At 71.4% G+C, this 16,413-nt stretch carries 20 protein-coding genes; 10 read left to right on the plus strand and 10 right to left on the minus strand.

Going from position 1 to position 16,413, the window contains the following annotated elements; translation table 11 throughout:
- Positions 1–46: 46 nt before the first annotated feature.
- From LV79_RS31470 to LV79_RS31480, 3 genes are all read left to right on the plus strand, one after another.
- A complete protein-coding gene (locus LV79_RS31470) occupies positions 47–721 on the plus strand; it encodes a peptidylprolyl isomerase (protein ID WP_253841949.1) in 675 nt (224 codons plus the stop codon).
- Between the two features lie 153 nt (positions 722–874).
- Entirely contained in the window at positions 875–1,468 is a 594-nt protein-coding gene (locus LV79_RS31475) for a hypothetical protein (protein ID WP_253842089.1), read from the plus strand.
- Positions 1,469–1,624: 156 nt separating this feature from the next.
- Positions 1,625–2,215: a TetR/AcrR family transcriptional regulator gene (locus tag LV79_RS31480; RefSeq protein ID WP_253841950.1), complete on the plus strand. Its 591-nt coding sequence runs from the start codon at positions 1,625–1,627 to the stop codon at positions 2,213–2,215.
- 124 nt (positions 2,216–2,339) lie between these two features.
- Here LV79_RS31480 and LV79_RS31485 read toward each other — a convergent pair whose 3' ends face one another.
- The 4 genes from LV79_RS31485 to LV79_RS31500 form a co-directional block, all read right to left on the minus strand.
- Positions 2,340–2,582, minus strand: a complete 243-nt coding sequence (locus LV79_RS31485; protein WP_253841951.1) for a hypothetical protein — start codon at positions 2,580–2,582, stop codon at positions 2,340–2,342.
- A 28-nt stretch (positions 2,583–2,610) separates the two neighbouring features.
- Positions 2,611–3,024, minus strand: a complete 414-nt coding sequence (locus LV79_RS31490) for a hypothetical protein (RefSeq protein WP_253841952.1) — start codon at positions 3,022–3,024, stop codon at positions 2,611–2,613.
- Between the two features lie 409 nt (positions 3,025–3,433).
- Positions 3,434–3,586 (minus strand): hypothetical protein, encoded by a 153-nt coding sequence (locus LV79_RS31495; RefSeq protein WP_253841953.1) that lies wholly within the window; start codon positions 3,584–3,586, stop codon positions 3,434–3,436.
- Positions 3,587–3,660: 74 nt separating this feature from the next.
- Positions 3,661–4,626, minus strand: coding sequence for an aldo/keto reductase (locus LV79_RS31500; protein ID WP_253841954.1), 966 nt, complete (start codon positions 4,624–4,626; stop codon positions 3,661–3,663).
- A 121-nt stretch (positions 4,627–4,747) separates the two neighbouring features.
- Here LV79_RS31500 and LV79_RS31505 point away from each other — a divergent pair, with 121 nt between their 5' ends.
- From LV79_RS31505 to LV79_RS31525, 5 genes are all read left to right on the plus strand, one after another.
- On the plus strand, positions 4,748–6,082 hold the full coding sequence (locus LV79_RS31505) for an amidohydrolase (RefSeq protein WP_253841955.1): 1,335 nt from the start codon (positions 4,748–4,750) through the stop codon (positions 6,080–6,082).
- Between the two features lie 8 nt (positions 6,083–6,090).
- Positions 6,091–6,870, plus strand: a complete 780-nt coding sequence (locus LV79_RS31510) for a dioxygenase family protein (protein ID WP_253841956.1) — start codon at positions 6,091–6,093, stop codon at positions 6,868–6,870.
- Positions 6,871–7,026: 156 nt separating this feature from the next.
- Positions 7,027–7,602, plus strand: coding sequence for a GtrA family protein (locus tag LV79_RS31515; RefSeq protein WP_253841957.1), 576 nt, complete (start codon positions 7,027–7,029; stop codon positions 7,600–7,602).
- A gap of 67 nt (positions 7,603–7,669) precedes the next feature.
- Positions 7,670–8,122, plus strand: coding sequence for a carboxymuconolactone decarboxylase family protein (locus tag LV79_RS31520; protein ID WP_253841958.1), 453 nt, complete (start codon positions 7,670–7,672; stop codon positions 8,120–8,122).
- Positions 8,123–8,229: 107 nt separating this feature from the next.
- Entirely contained in the window at positions 8,230–8,421 is a 192-nt protein-coding gene (locus tag LV79_RS31525) for a ferredoxin (protein ID WP_253841959.1), read from the plus strand.
- A 9-nt stretch (positions 8,422–8,430) separates the two neighbouring features.
- Here the strand turns inward: LV79_RS31525 and LV79_RS31530 are convergent, their stop codons facing one another.
- The 3 genes from LV79_RS31530 to LV79_RS31540 form a co-directional block, all read right to left on the minus strand.
- Positions 8,431–9,771, minus strand: a complete 1,341-nt coding sequence (locus LV79_RS31530; protein WP_253841960.1) for a cytochrome P450 — start codon at positions 9,769–9,771, stop codon at positions 8,431–8,433.
- A gap of 102 nt (positions 9,772–9,873) precedes the next feature.
- Positions 9,874–11,115 (minus strand): DUF6297 family protein, encoded by a 1,242-nt coding sequence (locus LV79_RS31535; RefSeq protein ID WP_253841961.1) that lies wholly within the window; start codon positions 11,113–11,115, stop codon positions 9,874–9,876.
- Complete coding sequence (locus LV79_RS31540; RefSeq protein WP_253841962.1) at positions 11,112–11,735, minus strand: ABC transporter ATP-binding protein; 624 nt, start codon at positions 11,733–11,735, stop codon at positions 11,112–11,114. Before LV79_RS31540 ends, LV79_RS31535 begins: the two co-directional genes overlap by 4 nt.
- 47 nt (positions 11,736–11,782) lie before the next feature.
- On the opposite strand from LV79_RS31540, the gene LV79_RS31545 reads away from it, so the two are divergent.
- Both LV79_RS31545 and LV79_RS31550 read left to right on the plus strand, forming a co-directional pair.
- Entirely contained in the window at positions 11,783–12,115 is a 333-nt protein-coding gene (locus LV79_RS31545; RefSeq protein WP_253841963.1) for a hypothetical protein, read from the plus strand.
- Between the two features lie 16 nt (positions 12,116–12,131).
- Positions 12,132–12,953 carry a hypothetical protein gene (locus LV79_RS31550; protein ID WP_253841964.1) on the plus strand — a complete coding sequence of 274 codons (822 nt, stop codon included), beginning with the start codon at positions 12,132–12,134 and terminating at the stop codon, positions 12,951–12,953.
- Between the two features lie 45 nt (positions 12,954–12,998).
- Here LV79_RS31550 and htpG read toward each other — a convergent pair whose 3' ends face one another.
- The 3 genes from htpG to LV79_RS31565 all read right to left on the minus strand — a co-directional run bounded on the left by htpG (position 12,999) and on the right by LV79_RS31565 (position 16,333).
- Positions 12,999–14,867, minus strand: coding sequence for a molecular chaperone HtpG (htpG, locus tag LV79_RS31555; RefSeq protein WP_253841965.1), 1,869 nt, complete (start codon positions 14,865–14,867; stop codon positions 12,999–13,001).
- 199 nt (positions 14,868–15,066) lie between these two features.
- Positions 15,067–15,801: a hypothetical protein gene (locus LV79_RS31560; protein WP_253841966.1), complete on the minus strand. Its 735-nt coding sequence runs from the start codon at positions 15,799–15,801 to the stop codon at positions 15,067–15,069.
- Positions 15,794–16,333 (minus strand): RNA polymerase sigma factor, encoded by a 540-nt coding sequence (locus LV79_RS31565; protein ID WP_253841967.1) that lies wholly within the window; start codon positions 16,331–16,333, stop codon positions 15,794–15,796. The genes LV79_RS31560 and LV79_RS31565 overlap by 8 nt, the downstream gene beginning before the upstream one ends.
- Positions 16,334–16,413 lie beyond the last annotated feature (80 nt).

The raw sequence follows: 16,413 nt of genomic DNA on the forward strand, positions 1-16,413 counted from the left end.
TTTCCGCGACCGGGTGGGGGTTGCGCTGGCCGCTAGCGTGCGAGGCATGAAGCGAATCCTGGTTGTCGCTGCCCTGGCGCTGGCGGCCACGACCCTGCCCGCCGTCCCCGCTGTCGCCGCGCCCACCCCCGCCCTGACCGGTGGCGGCGGGCACGTGCGGTGCCAGTTCACCCCCACCCCGGAGAACCCGGCGGCCCGCCCGGTCACCGTGCCCAAGGCCAAGGCCAAGGCGCGCGGCGATGTGGAGATCACCATCCGCACCAACTACGGCAGGCTGGACCTGGTGCTCGACCGCGACAACGCGCCCTGCGCGGTGCACAACCTGCTGCACCTGGCCAAGGCCGACTTCTACGACGACTCGCAGTGCTTCCGGCTCACCAACAGCCCGCGGCTCGGCGTGCTGCAGTGCGGTGACATCTACCGCGCCGAGGAGGGCGGGCCCGGCTACAAGTTCGACGACGAGGTGACCGGCGAGGAGACCTACCCGCGCGGCACCATCGCGATGGGCAACCAGGGGCCCGGCACCAACGGCAGCGAGTGGTTCATCGTGCACTCGGTGGCCAACATCAGCCCTGTTTACACCGTATTGGGCCACGTGACCCGCGGCATGGACGTCCTCGACCGGATCGTCGCCGCGGGCATCACCCCGGACGGCGCGACCGACGGCGCGCCCAAGCGGCCGGTCCGCATCCTCGACGTGCGCGTCGGCCGCGACTGCTGAGCGCGCGTCGGTCGGGACCGCTGAGCCGGACGCCCCGGGGGTCGGTCACCGCGACCGGCCCCCGATTTTTTTTCGCCCGGACGCGGGGAGGATCCGGTTCGGTCCGCCACTTCCAGGTCAGGGGCACCCGGGACGTGGGAGGAGCGGGACGTGATGCGTGAGCGGCGGGTTCGGCCGGAGCACCGGTCCATCGTGGTCGTGGACATGGTGGGGTCGTCGAAGTGGGGGAACCTGGCCCAGTTGCGGGCGCGGGTGGCGTTGCAGCGGCTGGTCAAGCGGGCGTTCCGGCGCGCCGGGATCGCCTGGTGGCGGTTGGCGGTGGCCGACCGGGGGGACGGGATGATCATCCTGGTGCCGCCGTCGGTGTCCAAGGTGGACCTGCTCGACCCGCTGGTCCCGGCGCTGGTGGCCGGGTTGCTGGCGCACAACGCGGGGGCGGGGCCGCGGATCCGGCTGCGGGTGGCGGTGCACGCGGGTGAGGTGCTGCTGGCCAGGACCGGCTGGGTGTCGGCCGATGTGAACCTGGCCTGCCGGTTGGTCGCGGGCGAGCCGCTGTACCGGGAGTTGGCGCGCACGGACGCGGACCTGGTGCTGGTGGTGTCCGAACGGGTGCACGACGGCGTGGTGCGGCACGGCTACCGCGGCATCGACCCGGCCGACTACGCGCCGGTGCGCATCGTGGTGAAGGAGGCCGACGTGGCCGCCCGGCTCGCGGTCCCCGGGGTGGGGTGGGCTTTGGGCAGGTGAGCGCCGGTGCGTCCCCGGGCGTGGACGTTCCCAGTGGACGGCGGGGACCCCCGGTCGGCGGAAATCCGGCGCGAGTCCCCCGGATGTGTGCGCACACCGGACCAGTTGACCGTTACACTACCGCGACTGATCGGCCGACACACCCGAAGGAGCACGATGCCCAAGGTCATCGACCACGACGAGCGTCGCGCGCACATCGTGGAGGTGACCTGGGGCCTGATCATGCGGGGCGGCCTGGAAGCCGCCACCATGCGCGAGATCGCCGAGGCCGCCGGGTTCGCCAACGGGGCGCTCAAGCGGTACTTCCCCAGCAAGGACGTGCTGGTGGAGGCCACCTTCGAGCGGGCGCTCGCGCAACTGGACACCCAGGTGGATGTCTCAGCGGGGCAGTCGGGTCTCGAGGCGCTGCGCGCGTTGTGCGATGTCACCATGCCGCTGGACGCCAAGCGGGTGACCGCGGGGCGAGTCCTGCTCGCGTTCTGGGAGATGTCGCTGTCGAACAAGCGGTTGCACGACCGCTACCTCACCCACCTCAAGGCCTGGCGCGGACTGCTGGCCACGCACATCCGCCGCGCCCGCGCCGAGGGCGACATCCGCACGTCCATCCCCGACGCGCAGCTGGTCGACGAGCTGGTGCTGCTGCACGCGGGCGCCAACGTGATGAGCCTGGTCGGCGCCAGGTACTCCACCCGCAAGCTGCAGAAAGCCCACCTGGACACCTTCTTCGAGCGGATCACCACGGCCTAGCGCGCCAGGGCGGTCGTCCGTCCACAGTGGAACCCTGGTTGGCCGCGCGCGGCGGTCCAGCCAGGACCCCGCTCGTATTCACTGTATGGACGCATTCTGTGTATGGCGGCGGTCCCCCTTCGGCTCACCGGTCGCGCAACCCGCGCACGTGGGCGCTCGCGCGCAGCACGGGCAGCGACAGCGCGGTGGCGACGAGGACCACGACCACCCCCGCGCCGTCGACCGCGCCGACGAAAGCCCAGTCGACGGCCGTGGGCGCGTCGAACCGGTGTGCGACAACGGCACCCGCGCCGACCCCGGCGAGATCGGCGAGCACGACGCCGATCCCCATCGGCAGCAGGTTCTGCCACAGCAGCGACAACGCCACCACCCGCCCCGGGACCGGCGACGAAGCGCTAGACGAGCCACGGGAGCAGAGCAGGTACGGATAGCACCAGGCACAGCACGCCCGCGGGCACGATGAGCACGATCAGCAGGATGTCCGTCGCCAGCCCGGTGGTGACCGCGCCGAGCTGAGCGGCACCCGCCACCAGCGGCACCAACCGCCACCACAGCTGTCGCCGCACGGGGGTCGCCTGCCGGACCACGCCGAGCGGTTCGATGAGGACACCGCGCGTACCAGCCAGCACGGCGCCGACGACCAGTGTCAGCACGACCGCCGACACCGCCGCGATCACGCTCCACGGCAACGGCATCTCAGCGACCCACCGCAGGCCCGGGACCACGGCGAGAGCGGGCACCGCGACCAGCACGAGCCCGACACAGGCGGCGATGGCGAGCACCACGAGCACGAACCTCGCCCACGCCAACCGAGAACCACGCCCCACCCCCACCGCGCGCCTGTCACTACGCACCGAGTGTATACACCAGGTGTGTAGCCGCCGACGGCGACCCGCACCGGCCGCGCGACAACGGGTTCGTCCACCGGGAAGTCCGAAAAGCGCTGGGCGCCAGGCGATACCGGGTGGGGGACCTGTTCGACAGGCAGGTCCCCCACCCGCCCCATCTCCGGCGACCACGAGTGCCGCCATCGAGGAGTGCCACGCCGACCGGCCCGGAAGTCACGCCCGGGGTCAGGAGGCGGTGTCCAGATCGCCAACCGTAGACGCACCCGGGGTGCCCGGCACACCGCGGACCACAGGTGCGCGCGGACGAGCACCGATCACCGCCGAACGGGTCTGCCGATTCCCGCCCGCCGCCGCTAAGGTGATCATGGGATCACGCCACCGCCCGACCGGGCACCTCCGGGTTGGCGACACCGGCCGCAGACGCGACGGCCGGGACATCGCCTTCTGGCCGCACGGCTGGGCCTGCGCGCCACACCCCGCGAAGCACGGCCAGGGTGCGGCGCTTAACGTCCACAGAGGACATAAGGCTAGGCCATCAGTTCCGCACATGGGTCGGCCGGACCGCGGGGCACACGGTCCGGCCGAGGTGCGGGGGAACTACCAGGAGCCGTCGGCGTTGATCGCCTTGTCGGCCCACAGGGGGTCGAGCGCGGTGCGCAGGGCGGGGCCGTGCTCGTCGGCGAGGCGGATCGCGGCGAGGTTGTCCTCCAGCTGCTCCAGGCGGCTCACGCCGAACAGGACGTTGGACACGGCCGGGTTGAGCAGGCAGAAGGCGATGGCGACCTGGGCGGCGGTGGCGTCGTGCGCCTTGGCGACCTCGGCGACGACGTCGGCGGCCGCGCGGACGCGGTCGCGGATGCCGCCCGGGTCGGCGCCGATCTTGCGCTCGGGGAACTTCCGGCCCGCGAGGATGCCGCCCTCGAAGACGTCGGAGGCCTGCAGCGCCAACCGGCCCTCGGTGAAGTGCGGGAGGTAGAACGGGCCCTCGGCCATGGTGCGCCGGGCGATGCTGTACTTGAGCTGCGCGAAGATCGGCCCGACCATGCCCTCGGCCGCGGCGAAGTCCAGCGCCCTGGCCAGGTCCGCGGCGACCCAGTTGTTGACGCCCCACACGGCGAAGCGGCCCGCGCGGATCTGCTCGTTGACGTCGGTGACGATCCGCTCGATGTCGGGCGGGGACATGTAGTCGCCCACCACGACGCTGTCGGCGCGGTCGGTGCCGATCCGCTCGAGCGAGGTGGTCATCTGCTGCTCGAAGCTGGTCGTGGGGTACTCCCACAGCCACAGCTTGCCGCAGAGGTGGTAGTCGGCGCGGTCGAGACCGGCGGCGCGGACGACTTCACCGAAGATGATGTCCGTGCGGGCCTGCTCGGCGTGCGGGCCCATGTTGTAGTGCGCGACGTCGAACAGCGTCACCCCGGCGGCCACCGCGCGGCGCAGCAGCACGACGGCGTCCTCGGGGGTCATCCGGTCCCAGGTGTTCCACGATCCGAGACCGAACAGCGACACCTGCGGCCCCCCTGGCCCCAGCGGCCGGACCGGCATGCCGTTGACCTGCGCCATAGCTCCTCCTCGGGCACGAATTCGTTCGGTTAGTCTACATGTATAGACGAAAAACGGGGATATCCGGTCCGATTGACCTATACTGAGCCGGCTTCATCTACGCCTGTTGACGGAGGACCCCGTGGCCGACAAGATCACCGCCGACCTCGTGCTGACCGGTGGCACGGTGCTCACCTTCGACGCCGCCGACAGCGAGAGCACCGCGCTGGCGGTGGCGGGCGGTCGGGTCGTCGCCCTCGGCGAGGTCGAGCACCTCATCGGCCCGGACACCCGGGTGGTGGACCTCTACGGCCGCACGGTGCTGCCCGGCATCAACGACTCGCACCTGCACGGCGCCTGGCTCGGCGCGCTGTGGCCGGGGACGCTGCTCGGTTCGGGCGGGATGGCGGGCGGCGGGGAGGCACCGCAGCTGAAGACCCCGGCCGAGCGCCGCGCCGCCATCACGCGCGCGGGCGACGTCATCGCCGCGCTGGGCATCACCAGCTACACCGAGCCGGGCCTGGGTCCCGGTGAGGACAGCGGGCAGACCGGCTGCTTCTCCACCGGCGTGCTCGACGAGTACGCCGCGATGGCCACCGAGGGCCTGCTGCGCGCCAGGGTCACCGTGCTGCGCCTGTTCGGGGAGCTGGACGGCCCGAGCACGCTGGCCGACTTCGAGCGCGGCATGGCCACCCGGGTCCCGGCGACCGACCCGAGCTGGCTCAACATCGCGGGCGTGAAGATCTTCGCCGACGGCATCCCGCCGATGCGCTCGGCGTGGACGCACCGCTGCTACGCCGACGGCACCCACGGGCACCTGCTGGTCGACGGCACCGACGCGACCGAGCGCGAGGCCAACCTGCGCAAGATGATCGACCTGGCGCACCGGGCGGGCGCGCAGATCGGCGTGCACGCCACCGGCGACCGGTCCATCGAGGCCACCGTCGCGGCGATGGCCGAGGCCATCGAGGCGCATGGCCCGGCGGGCAGGCACTACCTCATCCACGGCGACCTGGTCGGCACCGAGGTGCTGCGGCGGCTGCCGGGGCTGGGCATCGGCCTCAACACCCAGCCGGGCATCGCGGTGCTCACCGCGCCGTGGCTGGCCGCCGCGCTCGACGAGGACGCGGTGGCCGCCGCGTGGCCGCTGCGCCAGGCGCTGGAGCTGGGTGTGCGGGTGTGCCTGAGCTCCGACGCGCCGGTCATCGAGCCGGACTGGCGGCGCTGGGTGGCCGCCGCCGCCGAGTGGATGGGCGCCGAGGCGAGCCCCGAGCTGATGCGGCTGCTGCTGCGCGGCTACACCACGACCCCGGCGGTGCAGGACGGCGCGGAGGCGTGGAAGGGCTCGCTCGAGGTGGGCAAGGTGGCCGACCTGTGCGTGCTGGAGGCCAACCCGCTGCTGGTCGCGCCCGCCGACTTACCGCACGTCGGGGTGTCGCTCACGGTGGTCGGTGGCCGGATCGTGCACGAGCTCTGAGCACGCGGATGGACGATGACGACGAGCCCGTCGGCCGGGTCCTTGGCCGACGGCAAGCCCTGACCCTGCTCGGCCTCGCGGGCGCCGCGCTCACCCTGGCCGGGTGCTCCACACCGGACCGGCCGCCGGTGGACTGCGTGGCCAAGCCGGAGCAGAGGGAGGGTCCCTACTTCGTCGACGAGGGCCTCGACCGCGCCGACATCAGGTCCGACCCGGCCACGGGCGTGGTCGCGGCCGGGACCCCGTTGGCGCTGACGCTCACGGTGCTGCGGGTCGACGGTGGGCGGTGCGTGCCGTTGCCCGGTGCCGTCGTCGACATCTGGCACTGCGACGCGGCGGGGAACTACTCGGACATCGCCAGCGAGGGCACCACGGGCAGCCGCCACCTGCGCGGCCTGCGCGTCGCCGACCAGGACGGCCGCGTCGACTTCACCACCGTCCTCCCCGGCTGGTACGAGGGCAGGACTGTCCACGCCCACGTCAAGGTGCGCACGACCGGGACGGACGGGAAGGCCTACGAGTTCACCTCCCAGCTCTACTTCCCGGATGCCTTCACCGCCCAATACCTGGCCACCGGGCCCTACCAACCGCACGGCCCCGCGGACACGACCAACAAGACCGACCAGCTCTACGCGCTCGGCGGTGACCAGCTCCTGCTCTCCCCCGCCTCCGCCGACGTCGACGGCATCCCCGGCCACCGCGCGGCCTTCACCCTCGGCCTGGACCTCTCCGACACCCGGGTCGGCGCCGACGACGCCATGGGCCCCCTCCCGACCCCGACCCGCTGACCGCGCTCCCCCGGGTCCCGCGTCCGCCCGATCCGCCCGTTTCCGGCGGCCACCGGACCCCGCGAGCGCCTGACCTCAGCCGGACCCGGGTAATAGGTCTGGACCAATTTGCGTTCGCGCGGTTCCCCCGGGGTCGGGGTCGGCTAGCCTTGGCGCATGCCACTTCGTGACGCGGTGTTGCGCGTGCTGCCCGCCAGGGTGCGGCCGCTCGCGCTCAAGCACCGCGAGCTGCTGAAGTTCGCCGCGGTCGGCAGCGTCGCCTACCTGGTGGACAACGGGACCTGGTACCTGCTGAAGCTGACGGTGCTGGAGCCGAAGCCGGTCGCGGCCAAGGCCATCGGGGTCATCCTGGCCACGATCGTGTCGTACATCCTCAACCGCGAGTGGTCGTTCGACACCCGCGGCGGCCGGGAGCGGCACCACGAGGCGGCGCTGTTCTTCGCCATCAGCGGAGCTTCGCTGTTCTTCTACACCGCACCGCTGTATGTCTCGCGGTACGTGTTCGACCTGGAGCAGCCACACGTGAGCGCGGTGTCGCAAGAGGTCGCCGACTTCCTGTTCGGGTCCATCGTGGGCACGGTCATCGCGATGCTGTTCCGGTGGTGGGCCTTCAAGAAGTGGGTCTTCCCGGACGCGGGCGCCCGGGCGCCGCGGCGGGAGCGCAAGATCGGCAAGCTGGTCCCCTACCCCGCACCTGCCGGTGTCGTGGATCACACGCCCAGCAAGAACTGAGCTGTCACGCCCGCCTGCGTCGCCCCGTCTTCCCCGTGACAGCGACGAAAACCCGGAGGTAGCAGACATGCAGGCGCGAATGGACAACCCGGCCGTCATCCTCCCCGAGGCCATGAGGGCCCTGCTCGCCTTCGGCGACGCGGCGTCGGGCCAGGGGGTGCCGGAGTCCACCATCGAGCTGGTGAAGCTGCGCGCGAGCCAGGTCAACGGGTGCAGCGCGTGCGTCCACATGCACGCGCGGGACATGCGCAAGGCCGGGGAGAGCGACGAGCGGCTGTTCACCGTCGCGGCGTGGCGGGAGGCGCCGTTCTTCACCGAGCCCGAGCGGGTCGCGCTGGAGCTGACCGAGGTGCTGACCCGGCTGGCCGACTCGGCGAACCCGGTGCCGGACGAGCTGTGGGCGCGGGTCCGGGAGCACTACGACGAGCGCGCAGCCTCGGCGCTGCTGGTGGCCATCGCCAACATCAACGTGTGGAACCGGCTCAACGCCGCGGTGCACCAGGTCGCCGGCTCTTGGTGAGCAGCCGGTCTGGGTAGGCGGCCGGGTCCAGTGAGCACGGGGCGTGCTCGACCGGGCGCTCCGGGTGCATGATGGTGGGGTAGCGCCATCTCGGGGGAGGTCGGTCGATGAGGGTCGTGGTGGACAACCAGCGGTGCGTCGGGTCGGGCATGTGCGTGCTCACCCAGCCGGACGTGTTCGACCAGAGCGAGGACGACGGGACCGTGGTGCTGCTGCGCGCGGAGCCCGCGCCGGAACAGGAGCGGGACGTGCTCGAGGCCGTCCACACCTGCCCGGCGCAGGCGATCAGCACCAGCTGAGGTCCCCGCTCACGCCCGCGCGGCGTCCCAGGTGACCGGGAGTTCGTGCACGCCGTAGATGGCCATGTTCTCGCGCAGCGGCACCTGGTCGGCGGGCACGGCCAGCCGCAGCCCGGGCAGCCTGCGCAGCAGCTCGGTGAACGCGGTCGTCATCTCGACCCTGGCCAGCTGCTGGCCCAGGCACTGGTGGATGCCGTGCCCGAAGGCAAGGTGCGAGGCCCGCGGCCGGGTGAGGTCCAGCGTGGTCGGGTCCTCGTACTGCTCCTCGTCCAGGTTGGCCATCTGGGCGGAGATCAGCACGTTGGCCCCCGGCGGGATCCGGTGCCCGGCCAGCTCGACCTCCTCCAGCGGGGTGCGCCGGATGCCCAGGTGCAGGATGGTCAGGAAGCGCAGCAGCTCCTCCACCGCGGTGGCGGTGAGCGCCGGGTCGTCGCGCAGCAGCGCGAGCTGGTCCGGGTGCTCCAGCAGCGCGAAGGTGCCCAGCGCCAGCATGTTCGCGGTGGTCTCGTGGCCCGCGATGAGCAGCAGGTTGGCCATGCCGACGAGCTCGTCGTCGGTGAGCGGGTTGTCCGGGTCGGCGTGCACGAGCCCGGAGAGCAGGTCGTCGGTCGGCTCGGCGCGCTTGGCCCTGATCAGCGCCCGCATGAACTCGCGCAGCGCCTCGGACTGCTCGACGACCTCGTCGAGCGGGGTGTCGAGGTTGAGCAGCTTGGCGGTGCGCTGCTGGAAGGTGCCCCGGTCGGCGTAGTCCACGCCGAGCAGCTCGGAGATGACCAGCGACGGCACCGGCAACGCGAACGCGGACACCAGGTCGGCCGTGGGCCCGGCGGCGATGAGCGCGTCGAGGTGCTCGGTGACGATCTCGGCGATCCTGGGCTCCAGCTGCCGCATCCGGCGCACGGTGAACTGGCCGGTGAGCAGCTTGCGGTAGCGGGTGTGCTGGGGCGCGTCCATGCCCAGGAAGTTGCCCGCGCGGTTGCGCGGCGAGAGCAGCTGGTCGCGGATCTGCTCCGGCAGCCTGCTCATGGCGACCGTGGAGCGGGTCAGGTCGGAGCTGAAGCGCGGGTCGGACAGCACGGCCCGCGCCTCGGCGTGCCCGGTGACGACCCACAGGTCGTCCCCGTTGACGCCGTCGACCCGGTGCACCGGTCCGGTGGTGCTCAGCTCGGTGAGCCGGGTGGCGGGCGCGAACGGGCAGCCCGCGGCCCGTTCGGTGAGTTCGAGCGGGAGGCCGAGCAGCCGGAACGAGCGCGGCTCGTCGGTGGGCTTTCCCTGCGTCGGGATCGCGGGTGTGCTGGTCGACTCGGCCGATGTGGCGGTCGACTCGGGCGTGGTGGTCGGCGTGGCCATGGGAGCTCCTGTTCCCGGGCCGATCCCCAGCCGACCCGCAGCGTCTAGGGGCTGTTAACCCACGGTACCAGCGCGAGCACGCTGCGCTCCGGGATTTTCGGGCTAGCTCAGCAAGGCTGCCGCACAGAGGACCGCGACCACCGGCACCAGGCCCGCCGCGAGCAGAACGGCGCCCAGGACGAGGACGTCGATCCCGCGCGCGACCTGGACCACGAGTCCCATGGGAACCAGCACGCCGCCGAGGTCGACCATGCCCACGTTGGCGAAGTCGATCGGATCGCGGGTCACCGACCGCACGGCAGCAGCGGCCGCTAGCGGTACCGCGACTAGAGACGTGGTCGTCCAGTCGATGCCGAGCGCGGTCACGGCGGCCAGCCACAGGGCCGCCACCAAGGCGAGCACGGCGGCAGCGGTGAGCTTGACAGTGAGCGTGGAGTGGTTGAGCCAACGGCGAAGACCGGGCGTACGGCGGAGTTGGGCGACTGGCGCCGCGAACGGGATCGCCGCTAGATAGCCACCGATGGCGGTCCACCAGACAGGGGGAACTGCCGGGAAGACGCGGTGGAGAGCGGCCGCGATCACGGCTATCAACGCCGCTCCGACCAACGCTCTCGGGCGGGCCAAGACCCCAGCGAGCAAGTAACGCAGCAGGATCGGTCTACGGGCGAAGATCCCTCGTAGGGCAAGAGGTCGCGCGGGCGGGAGCAGACCCCAAACGTCCAGGAACGCGACCGAGACGCGCTGGGTCATCCGGGCGGCGAAGTTGCGCACCAGTTCTTGGCGACCGACGGCCTCGGCGAGCGGTTGCCTACGCAGCAACAAAAAGCCACCGACGAACGCTAGCCCCGAGCTGACCACGAGCGGGATTCGGAAGGCAGCATAAGAGCCTAGGGCTGCCAACAGAAGCGGGAGGGCGCTCTCCCATACCCCTGGCGAACGCACGCGTGCGGCCGATAGCGCCAAGAAGCCAAAAGCGGCGGAAAGGATTGCCGCATAGAGGAATCCGTCCCAGCCGAGCACAACACCCGAAACGGCGGCGCCGTACGCGAGAGCGGCCCACCTCGCGGCCCACCCGAGTGTGAGTCGCCTGCTCAGCGCGGCGGACCTCGGCGCGGTGAGGTCGTCCCAGGTCAGCTTGGCCGGATCCGCCCACAGGTAGCCGCGCCCCTGCGTCGACCACCACGCGACCGCGACACCGAGGCACACCACCACGAGGGCGGCGTTCGAGGGCGGGACCGTGTCACCCACAAGAGCGTCCCGGGTGGCTTCCGGCTGGTAGAACGGCGCTCCACCAATACCCACAGCGAGAACGACGGCCAGCGCCCGACTCACGGTGTCACTCACCCGAGATCGACCTCGGTCGCACCGACGCGCTCCGCCAGCCGCCGGTGGTGGCTGGCGACCACGACCGCCGCCCCGCGCCGGAGGTCCGCGGCGATGAGGCCCGTCAGCCACTCGCGGCCCGCGGTGTCGAGCGCGCGTTCGGGTTCGTCCAACAGGAGGACGCCGTGGTGACGGGCAACGGCCCCGATGAGCAACAGCCGTCGCCGCTGGCCCGCCGACAGGCCGATCGCGGGTACATCGGGCCGTTCGTCCAAGCCCGCCTCGACGAGCCACTTCGCGACCCCGCGTCCGTCCACGGCGGGGAAGGACCGCAGCAGGAGGTCGAGGTGCTGGCGCGCGGTCAGGTCGTCGAACAGGGCGGAGTCGTCGAGCAGCGCGGAGACCTGCCTGCGGAAACCCACCTTCCGCTCGTCCGGCGTCATCCCACCGACCCGGACAATCCCGGCGGAGACCTCGTGCGTGCCATAGAGGCAACCCAGCAGCGTCGACTTACCGGACCCGTTGCGCCCGGTAAGGACAACGCACTCCCCTGGCCCCGCGGTGAAGGTGACGCCGTCGAACAACAACGCGCCACCAGCCCACGCGGAGATGGCCAGCGCTTCGACACCCGTCCCTCGCACGGCCACCACCGTACGGCCGCCGGGGCCGGGGGGCGCAGAATGGCACCATGATCGTCTCCCGCGACGGCGCCGATGACCTGTCCCCGCAGCGGTACCCGAGTCCGTTCCCGCCGGTGGAACTGCGGGCCGAGGACACCGGGCACACCGAGGTCGTGGTGCCGAAAGCCGGTGTCTACGCCGAACCCGACCCCGGCACCCGGTTGGTCATCAAGCAGCAGGGCGAGGCCGTCACCTACCCGCGCGCGGTCGGGGTGGTCCTCGGCACGGACAACGAGAGGTACCGGATCGTGTGTACCCCGACCCGCACCGCCTCCGGCTACGCCTTCATGCGCGCCGACGCGCTGGCCCCGGCCGACGACGAGGGCTACGCCATCAGCTGACGGGATCGGAGCGACAGTGAACGAGCACGGCCTCTCCATCACGCGCGAGTTTCAGGCGCCCGGTCAGCGTAAGAGCTCCGGGTCACTCAAGGAACGGTTAGTCAAGGCTGACGGCGGCGTGCTCTTCGGGGCATTCCTCTGCGTGGCGGGCGTCGCGGGGGTGTTCCTGCTCGGCGTCAAGAAGGGCGAGGGCAGCACGACCGCTGTCCTCTACGCGATCCTGGCACTCGCCGTCGTGGCCTACGCCGCCGCACTGGTGGTCCGTGGCCAGGGCAAGGGCAACAAGCGGGAGTACCTCTCCGCGGCCGACTTCACCGGCTTCCCCTTGGTGCCCCGGGAACAGGCCAACGAGATCCTGCGGTCGTACCGGGCGATCAGGGACAGCCGGGCGGTGGCCGTTGGCGACATGGACACCGACCTGTTGCGGATGGCGCACTCGACCGCGTGGCACACCCTCGTGGAGACGCTGGGCACCCGCGAACTGCACACCACCATCGCCCTCGCGCGAGGCCTCGAGGACCTCTCCCCCGAACTCGCGGCGGCGGAACAGGCAGCGGCCGCGATCAGCGCGCGGGCCGGGGAGACCGTGCGGGGGCTGACCGACATCGCGGCCAAGGTCGCCCGGCTGGACGCGGTGATCGTCGAGCGGGACCGGTTGGTGGCGCGGCAGGCCCAGCTCAGCGACATCCGGTCACGGCTGGCCAGGGCGAGCGGGGCGGAGGTGTCCAGCGCGGCGGCCATCGTCGGCCAGGACACCATCTCGCTGCTGGCGCACCGGATCGACGTGCTGATCGAGCTGCGCGAGCGGGAACTGCGGATCGCCCGCGACGCCGACTGACACCCGGTGGGGCGAGCCCGGTGCGGGCCCGCCCCACCGGGGTGGCTACAGCGCCTTCTCCAGCTTGGTGGCCAGCAGCCGGACGAACCGGGTCGGGTCCGGCAGGTCGCCGCCCTCGGCCAGCAGGGCCATGCCGTAGACGAGCTCGGCGGTGTCGGCCAGGTCGGGGCGGTCCTCGGCGTGCGCGGTGCGCAGCGCGGTGACCAGCGGGTGCGTCGGGTTGAGCTCGAGCACCCGCTTGACCTGCGGCATCTCCTGGCCCATCGCCCGGTACATCTTCTCCAGGGTGGGGGTCAGGTCGAAGTCGTCACCGACGACGCAGGCCGGGGAGGTGGTCAGCCGCGAGGACAGCCGGACCTCCTTGACCGCGTCGCCGAGCTGCTCGGTCAGCCAGCCCAGCAGACCCGCGAACTCCTCGGCGCGCTCCTTGGCGGCGTTCTCGTCCTTGTCGTCGTCCAGGTCTACCTGGCCCTTCGCGACCGACTGCAGCTTCTTGCCCTTGTACTCGGGCACCGAGCCGACCCACATCTCGTCGATGGCGTCGGTGAGCAGCAGCACCTCGTAGCCCTTGGCCAGGAACGCCTCCAGGTGCGGGGAGTTCTCCAGCGCCGACCGGGACTCACCGGTCAGGTAGTAGACGTGCTCCTGGCCCTCGGGCATCCGCGCCAGGTAGTCGGCCAGCGTGGTCGGCTTCTCCTGGTCGTGGGTGGAGGCGAAGGAGGCGATGTCGAGGATCGCGTCGCGGTTGTCGACGTCGTCGAGCAGGCCCTCCTTGACCGCGCGGCCGAACTCCGACCAGAAGGTGGCGTAGGAGTCGGGCTTGTCGGTCATCAGCGACTTGACCGTGGACAGCACCTTGCGCACCAGTCGCCTGCGCATCAGCTGGATCTGCCGGTCCTGCTGCAGGATCTCGCGGGAGACGTTGAGCGAGAGGTCCTGCGCGTCGACGACCCCCTTGACGAAGCGCAGGTACTCGGGCATCAGCTCCTCGCAGTCGTCCATGATGAACACCCGCTTGACGTAGAGCTGCACCCCCCGCTTGCGGTCGCGCATGAACAGGTCGAACGGCGCGCGCTGGGGCAGGAACAGCAGCGCCTGGTACTCGAACACGCCCTCGGCGGCGAGCCGGATGGTCTCCAGCGGCCCGGTCCAGTCGTGGCTGACGTGCTTGTAGAACTCGGTGTACTCCTCCTCGGTGACCTCGCTCTGCGAGCGCGCCCACAGCGCCTTGCGGGAGTTGACCACCTCCGGCTCGCCGCCGCCCTCGGGCTCGACCCGGATCGGCCAGGTGATGAAGTCGGAGTAGCGGCGCACGATCTCCACGACCTTCGCCCGGGAGGCGTAGTCGTGCAGGTGCTCCTCGGTGTCCTCGGGCTTGAGGTGCAGCGTCACCGCGGTGCCCTGCGGGGCGTCGGCGACCGGCTCCACGGTGTAGGTGCCCTCGCCGGTGGACTCCCAGCGGGTGCCCTCGTCCTGCCCGGCCCTGCGGGTCACCAGGGTGACCTTGTCGGCCACCATGAAGCTGGCGTAGAAGCCCACGCCGAACTGGCCGATGAGCTGGTCCTGCCCGCCCTGGTTCTCCTTGAGCTTGCGCAGGAACTCCGCGGTCCCGGACTTGGCGATGGTGCCGATCAGCGACACCACCTCGTCCCTGCTCATCCCGATCCCGTTGTCGCGCACGGTCAGCGTGCGCGCCGCCGGGTCGAGCTCAAGGGCGATGTGCAGGTCGTCGGTGTCAGCCTGCAGTTCCTTGTCACGGAACGCCTCCAACCGCACCTTGTCCAGCGCGTCCGAGGCGTTGGAGACCAGTTCGCGCAGGAAGGTGTCCTTGTTCGAGTAGATCGAATGGATCATCAACTGCAGCAACTGGCGAGCCTCGGACTGAAACTCGAGCGTCTCGACATTCGCGCTCACGGGAAACCTCTCGTCCGGCCTGCGAAACAGCGCAGGCATCGTAGCGAAACCCGCCACCGGTCCTGGCCGGTTCCGCCCGACGCGCCCCCCGTGTGGCGCAACTCTCGCGCGCGGGTGGGGACGGGGACCGCTGCCCGCTCCCCCGCGGGTGCGGTCCCCGTCCCGGCGAGCGGTGCGCGCACCACCCGCCGCCCCCAGGTCAGGTGAGGTTCTCGGCGAGCGCGATCATGGTGTCTTCGGGGATGGTGCCGGACAGGGCGTAGCTGCTGCCGTCGAGGGCGGTCCAGGTGAGGCGGTTGCCGTCGCAGACGGTGGAGATGCGCTCCACCGTGCCGTTCTTGTCGGTGACCGACGTGTTGACCCGGTAGTACCGGTCGTGGCTCGGCCGGATCATCTCCGCGGCGTAGGGGCCGACCTGCACCACCGCGATGTCGCCGATCCCCATCGGGAGGGCGTCGGCGACGGCGTTGGGCGGGTAGTGCTCGACGCTGAGGGTGTCGTCGCCGTGGGTGTACTGGACCATGGCGGCGAGCTTGTCCGAGGTGATCCGGCGGGTGAAGTACTCCTTGGCGGTCCACGGCCCCAGCTCGCTCGGGGGTGACCAGCCGCTGCCGTCGGCCAGCTCCGAGCGGGTGACCACGTCCATCGTCGCCCAGGTGGCGCAGTCGCCGACCACGGGCGCCTGGGCGGTGCCCATGTCCTGCTGCGGGCCGCGGAACATGTCGTCGGTGTGGACGCTGAGCGCCAGCACCCCGACCACGGCGGCGGCGACCAGCAGCATGCGCGCCCGCGACGGGCGGGGCGGGGCCTTCTCGGTCGACTCGAGCGCCGCGGCCACGATGGTCGCGACGGCGCTCGGGGACGGCGGCCGGTCCAGGGCGCGCCCGAGATCGCCCAGGTCCCGGACCAGCGGTCCGTTCTCGTGCTCACCCATGCAGCCGCTCCCCAGCCAGTTCCGGTTCCACCAGGGCGCGCAACCGGGTCAGCGCCCGGGAGGTCCGCGACTTGACCGAACCGCGCGGCCACCCGAGGACTTCCGCTGTCTCGGCCTCCGACAGGTCGAGCAGGTAGCGGCAACCGAGCACCTGGCGGTCCTTGTCCGGGAGCGTGCGCAGCATCGCCCACAGCCGACGGTCCCGTTCGGCCTCTAGCACCACACCCTGCGGATCGACAGCGTCGCCGTCTTCGCGGAGTTGCGCGGCGCGGAACACGAGACCGGCCCTACGCATCCGTGAACGGTAAGAGTTGCGGGTCAGGTTCACCACGATGCGCAGCAACCACGGCCGGAACGCGGCGTCGGCATGGAAGCCCGCCAAGGCGTTGAACGCGCGGACGAAGGCCTCTTGGACCACATCGTCCGCGTCGTTGCCCGCGCCGGACACCAGAGCGAGCCTGCGCGCCGCCGAGTGGTGACGCCGCACGAGGTCGGCGAACGCGCTCACGTCACCGGCGCAGGTCCGCGCCACCAAGTCCCCATCGTCGTCCGTGACGCCCCCAACCCTCGGCGTAGTTGAGCCCCGCTCCAGCTCTTACACCAGGCACCCCA

The organism is Actinokineospora globicatena (genome assembly GCF_024171945.1).
GTDB classification, from domain to species: Bacteria; Actinomycetota; Actinomycetes; order Mycobacteriales; family Pseudonocardiaceae; genus Actinokineospora; species Actinokineospora globicatena.